This is a genomic window from Kitasatospora sp. NPDC001159 (assembly GCF_053598235.1).
This window is the reverse complement of record NZ_JBSFJV010000210.1, coordinates 1-4,926: the sequence shown is the minus strand read 5'-3', so window position 1 is coordinate 4,926 and position 4,926 is coordinate 1. Positions and strand designations below refer to the sequence as shown.

At 70.4% G+C, this 4,926-nt stretch carries 4 protein-coding genes and 1 pseudogene; 2 read left to right on the top strand and 3 right to left on the bottom strand.

Annotated features, from left to right (window positions below):
* Positions 1-1,129: 1,129 nt before the first annotated feature.
* Entirely contained in the window at positions 1,130-1,381 is a 252-nt protein-coding gene (locus ACWC9T_RS40780; RefSeq protein ID WP_449826073.1) for a hypothetical protein, read from the top strand.
* Positions 1,382-1,453: 72 nt separating this feature from the next.
* Here the strand turns inward: ACWC9T_RS40780 and ACWC9T_RS40775 are convergent, their stop codons facing one another.
* Entirely contained in the window at positions 1,454-1,810 is a 357-nt protein-coding gene (locus tag ACWC9T_RS40775) for a DUF805 domain-containing protein (protein WP_449826072.1), read from the bottom strand.
* Positions 1,811-2,780: 970 nt separating this feature from the next.
* Here ACWC9T_RS40775 and ACWC9T_RS40770 point away from each other — a divergent pair.
* Positions 2,781-3,398: pseudogene (locus ACWC9T_RS40770) on the top strand (sodium:solute symporter); the annotation flags it as partial.
* 119 nt (positions 3,399-3,517) lie between these two features.
* On the opposite strand, the gene ACWC9T_RS40765 reads toward ACWC9T_RS40770, so the two are convergent.
* Together ACWC9T_RS40765 and ACWC9T_RS40760 are read right to left on the bottom strand one after the other, a co-directional pair.
* Positions 3,518-4,297, bottom strand: coding sequence for a lysophospholipid acyltransferase family protein (locus tag ACWC9T_RS40765; RefSeq protein WP_449826071.1), 780 nt, complete (start codon positions 4,295-4,297; stop codon positions 3,518-3,520).
* A 218-nt stretch (positions 4,298-4,515) separates the two neighbouring features.
* A partial coding sequence (locus ACWC9T_RS40760) for an AMP-binding enzyme (protein ID WP_449826070.1) occupies positions 4,516-4,926 on the bottom strand: 411 nt, incomplete at its 5' end.

The window sequence follows — 4,926 nt, the reverse complement described above, 5'->3', positions numbered from 1 at the left end:
GCGACTCGAAGATCTCGTCGTAGAAGCCGTTCTCGCCGAGCAGCAGGCGGTGGATCTCGCGCAGGAACTCGCCCGACGCCGCGCCCTGGATGACGACGGTGACTACCCTGGTGCGATGCCTTTTCGATCACCGGCCGTGCCGGAACCGCTCAGGCGCGGATCGCGCAGAACTCTCGGTGCGCGGATCCAAAGTCTTCGGCGCCTTCGGACCTATTGCCCCGGATCAGTGAGCGCCCGCGCCGGTGAGCGCCCGGCCTCCAGTCCGGCGTACTCGGCGGCCTGCTCCGGCTCGTCCCGGCCGATCAGGGTGGCCGAGCCGAGCAGGAGGCCGATCGGGATCGGCAGCAGAGCAACCTCGCTCTCAAGCCGGCCCCACCGCCTGCGGCGGTGAGGCCGGTTCCGGGCCGGTGCATGAACTGCTGCCCCGTCCGATACCGCGGCACGCCGAGGGCTCGCTCGACGGCGCCATCTCACCGGGCCAGGCGTACTCGTCGCTGGGTTCGGGGCCCATTCTGACGTCACATCAGACTTCGGGCTGCACTGTTGCGGGTTGCGCCCGGCGGACCGGCGAACCTCGCCTGGAGCCCACCAGCACAACTTCCCCGAGGCGCCCACTGAATTCGATGGACACCGGGAGGAGCCCGCGACAGCGCGCGAGGCTTTGAAGGACTTGCCGCCACCGCGGGGGGAGTGCGGTGACGGCAAGCCCGGCTCAAGGGCCCGGGAGTCGACCTCGGCATTGAAGCACCGAGGAACGCCCGAGGCGTTCGGAATGAACGTTCTGGAAGGCTCGGCTCCCTGCCTTTCGGAATGAATTCCAGCAGCACCGAACCCACGAGTCAACAGAGATCGTCTCCAGCTGGGAGATATTTCGGTCAGCCTTCCCAAATCCTTCGGTGGGCGCCGATACACGGCTGGGAATAGGACTGCAGTACGCCCCTGAATCTGCTGCTATACCGCAACCGGCATAGCAGCAGAGAGGGGAAGATTTCCATGAAACGTATCGCCTTGCCCGGTGCCACGGGCGCGCGGGTAGCCCACACTCGCAGCCGCTCCCGCGGCCACAGCAGCCAATCGGTACCCGGACCCGGGGAAGGACGGAACGGGCACGCCGGCCGAGACGTACGGAGTGGGCGTCGCGGCACAGCACGCCACGGAAGCCGGTATCCGCTGGGCGGCCTGCCCCGACGACTGGGGCCTCGGGACACCCATCGAGTGCGGGTTCGTCACCGTCCCCGTCGACTACGCCAAGCCCGATGGAGCCACCACCAAGCTGGTGGTGCCCGGAGCACCGGGACCGCAGCCCGCGCCCCGCGCCGAAACCGGCCGCCAAGCCGACCACCTGATCGCCGTCCGGTACCGTCGTTTGCGACAAGGCTGAAAGAGGTCTCCGCTCAGCCACAAGTCGCATCGAGCCATGACACACCGTCACTTCAAGCGAACCGCCGATCCGTCAGCTCAGCGCGGCGCCGAGCTTGGGGTCCGGGCCGAATCTGTTCTCGCCGGCCTGCCCGTTGAGCGCCAGGAACACGACCAGCAGGAGCCCAACTCCCGGCACCAGCGAGAGAAGCAGCCACCAGGCCGAGCGGCCGGTGTCGTGCAGGCGCCGGAAGCCCACAGCCAGCGTGGGGATCCACACGACGAGCGCATACACCAGGCTGATGAGGTATCCGGTGTGCAGCAGACCGTCCAAGAACCCCGCGACGAATGAAACGATTCCGCTGAAGAGCGTGAACATCCAGAACTCCCGCCGGCGCGCACGGCCGCGGAAGCGCGCATACTTCTTCAATACACCCAGGTACCACTTCACTGATATCTCCCCATGTCGAGTTGCCCAACAGCGGAACACGTTGCCTGACCGGACGATCGGGCCGTTCGCAGACGAGGCGGTGCAGGATGCGAAAGCCTGCGTCAGAAGAACAGCTTCACCACGGTCTCGACGATCGCTTCGATCAGCACGGACAACCTGACGAAAACCTGCCTGTCCACATTCCGCAGCCCAACCTAGGACGGCGACCCACCAACGACCTCACGGTCGCCACCGACAAGTTAGGGAAGCGGAATTCCCTTCCGGTCCGGTCCAGGCCGACCGGACCGGTCGTCGGTTGTCGAGCGACGACTCCGGCTGGGAGCGGATGCCTTGGCCGCGCGTTCGACGCCTTCACGGCCGAGTTGGGCGCTCCGGCCGGTCTGCGGTGACCGTCAACCACCGCCCGCTGCCACGCGCGGCGGGCACCGTAGCCGTTCTCGCCCTGCTATTGGGCACCCTGCTGGTCACCGGGGGCGTCCTCGACCACGACGTTTCGGCGATCCCGTCCGCGTCGAGCACCTGCGCCGCCACCCGGTGCCGGGTTCCTCGCCCGGCACATCGAAGTCGGCCGACGACAGCGTGCCTCCGGGCAGCCTCGGCGGCCAGGCCGCCGCGCCACGTGATCCACCTGTGCTTCGGCACGACCTGGCCCCACACCGCCTCATACTCGGGGCTGCGGACACCGTTCTCCTGTGCCTCAGGGCGGCGCATCGCAGCCCTGAACGACCCGCCCTCCGACGTGCCGGACGACACCCGGGTCGGTGCGACGGCCGCCGCCGGCACCAACAGCGAGGAGCGGACGAACTCGCCCGGCGCCGCCGCCAACACGTCCGCCTGGCGGTGACAGCCGACGGCGGCTGCCACCGGGGCAAGCCGCAGAACTGGCTGGCGACCGTCGACCGGTCCTTCGACCGGCGGACCACCACCGCTGGTGGCACCGGATACTGGCGGGGCGGCGATCGGCACCGGGTGGTTCGCCGGGGTGGCCTTCGCCGCCATCGGCATCGGCGCGCTCGTCCCGGCGGCCATCATGTCGATCGCCGCGGCCAACCTGTTCACCCGCAACATCTACAAGGAACTGATCAAGCCCGACGCCACGCCGGTCCAGGAGACCCGGGCCGCGAAGATCGCCTCGCTGCTGGTGAAGGTCGGCGCCCTGGTCTTCGTCCTCGGCATGGACAAGCAGGTCGCGATCAACCTGCAGTTGCTGGGCGGGCTGTGGATCCTGCAGACCCTGCCGGCTGTGGCCGTCGGGCTGGTCACCCGCTGGTTCGACCGCTGGGCCCTGCTGGCCGGCTGGGCCGTCGGCATGGTCTACGGCACCTGGCAGACCTACGGGATCGCCACCCCGGCCACCAAGCACTTCGGCGGTAGCACCGGGATGATCCCGCTGATCGGCCAGATCGGCTACATCGGACTGACCGCGTTCGTGCTCAACCTGATCGTCACCGTGGTGCTGACCGTGCTGCTCAGAGCTGCCAAGGTCCGCCCGGGCAACGACGAGACCAGCCCGGCCGACTACTGCGCCGGGGCGCCGGAGGCGGAGGCGGAGGCGGAGGCCGTCGCGGAGCCGGTCGGCGCGCACTGACCGACGTCCGAGGCCGTCGGCTGCGCCAGCAGCGCCCTGGCCGCCTCGCCGCCTGAGTCGGCGAGGCGGCCAGGGCCTGCAGCGCCCGCCGGTTCACCGTCTCACGATGCGGCAGCCGGTCATGCCGTCAGCGGCTGAGCGGGCCCGTGTGTGCCGTGCTCGGTCGCGCGGCCGGGGTGCCGCTCGCCGCGGATGTCCTCCAGCAGTCCGGTGATCGCTGTCGTGATCCTCGTGCCGGCCTCGTGCAGGACCGCGGCGGTGGGCTCGCGGTCGTACAGGTCGGAGAGGTCCACCGGCGGGCCGACCGCTACCACGAAGGTGGGACGCGGCAGGAACCTGACGCGTCGCCCGCCCCTGCCGTAGGGCGGAACGAAGCGGTGGGCACCCCACTGCGCCACCGGGACGACCGGTGCTCCCGACATCAGCGCCAGACGGGCGACGCCCGTCTTGGCCGGCCCCGGCCACAGGTCGGGGTCCCGGGTGAGTGTGCCCTCCGGGTAGACCGCCACGCACTGGCCGTCCGCCAGCGCCTCGCGTGCCACGTCCAGGGCCTGCGCCGCCCGGGTGCTCGCGCGCTCCACCGGTATCTGCCCGGCCGCCCGCAGGAGTCGGCCGATGACCGGACGCCCGAACAGCGAGGACTTGATCAGGAACCTGGGTGGCAGGCCGTTGCGGTACTGGAAGTACCCATAGACGAAGGGGTCGAAGGCCGAGGTGTGGTTGACGGCGGTGATGTACGCGCCGTGCCGGGGGAAGTGATCGGCGCCTCGCCAGTCCCGGCGGCCGGCCAGGCGGCACGCCAGACCGCCCACGGTGGCCACGAAGCGGTAGGCCGGCCCGAGCCGGGGCGCGGGCCGGGGGGTGGGTTGCGGCCGGGTGGTGGCAGGGATCGATGGCATGCGTGGGCCTTTCGGTGGGGCAGCGCCGTGGGACGGCGAGCGGGCTCGGTGCGGGGCGGGTCCAACCTGCGCGGACGCCGGGCGGCGGTCGCGGCGTCAGCGCACCTTCGAGCCGTCGGTCACGCGCTGGATCGCCAGGCCGGCCACCCGCTCGGGACAGGAGAACGCGCCGGCCTCCTTCCTTAGGCGGAGGGAGGCCGGCGCGGTTCGGGGGCTGGTCAGTCCCGGCTGCCGGTATTCGGCAGCTGCGCCTGGATGAGGTCCATCACGGAGGGGTCGGCGAGGGTGGTGGTGTCGCCGACCGCGCGGCCCTCGGCGATGTCGCGCAGCAGGCGGCGCATGATCTTGCCGGAGCGGGTCTTCGGCAGCTCGCTGACCACCTTGATCCGCTTGGGCTTGGCGATCGGGCCGAGCGTGCGGCCGACGTGCGCGCGCAGTTCGGCGATCAGATCCTCGCTGTCCGTCGCCGTCCCGCGCAGGATGACGAAGGCGACGATGGCCTGTCCGGTGGTGGTGTCGGTGGTGCCGACCACCGCGGACTCGGCGACGGCGGGGTGGCCGACCAGGGCGGACTCGACCTCGGTGGTGGAGATGTTGTGGCCGGAGACGAGCATGACGTCGTCGACCCG

What these genes read in the sequence shown, in the direction of transcription:
- ACWC9T_RS40765 (WP_449826071.1), bottom strand. Translation starts at nt 4,297, where the DNA reads ATGCCATCGATCCCTGCCACCACCCGGCCGCAACCCACCCCCCGGCCC.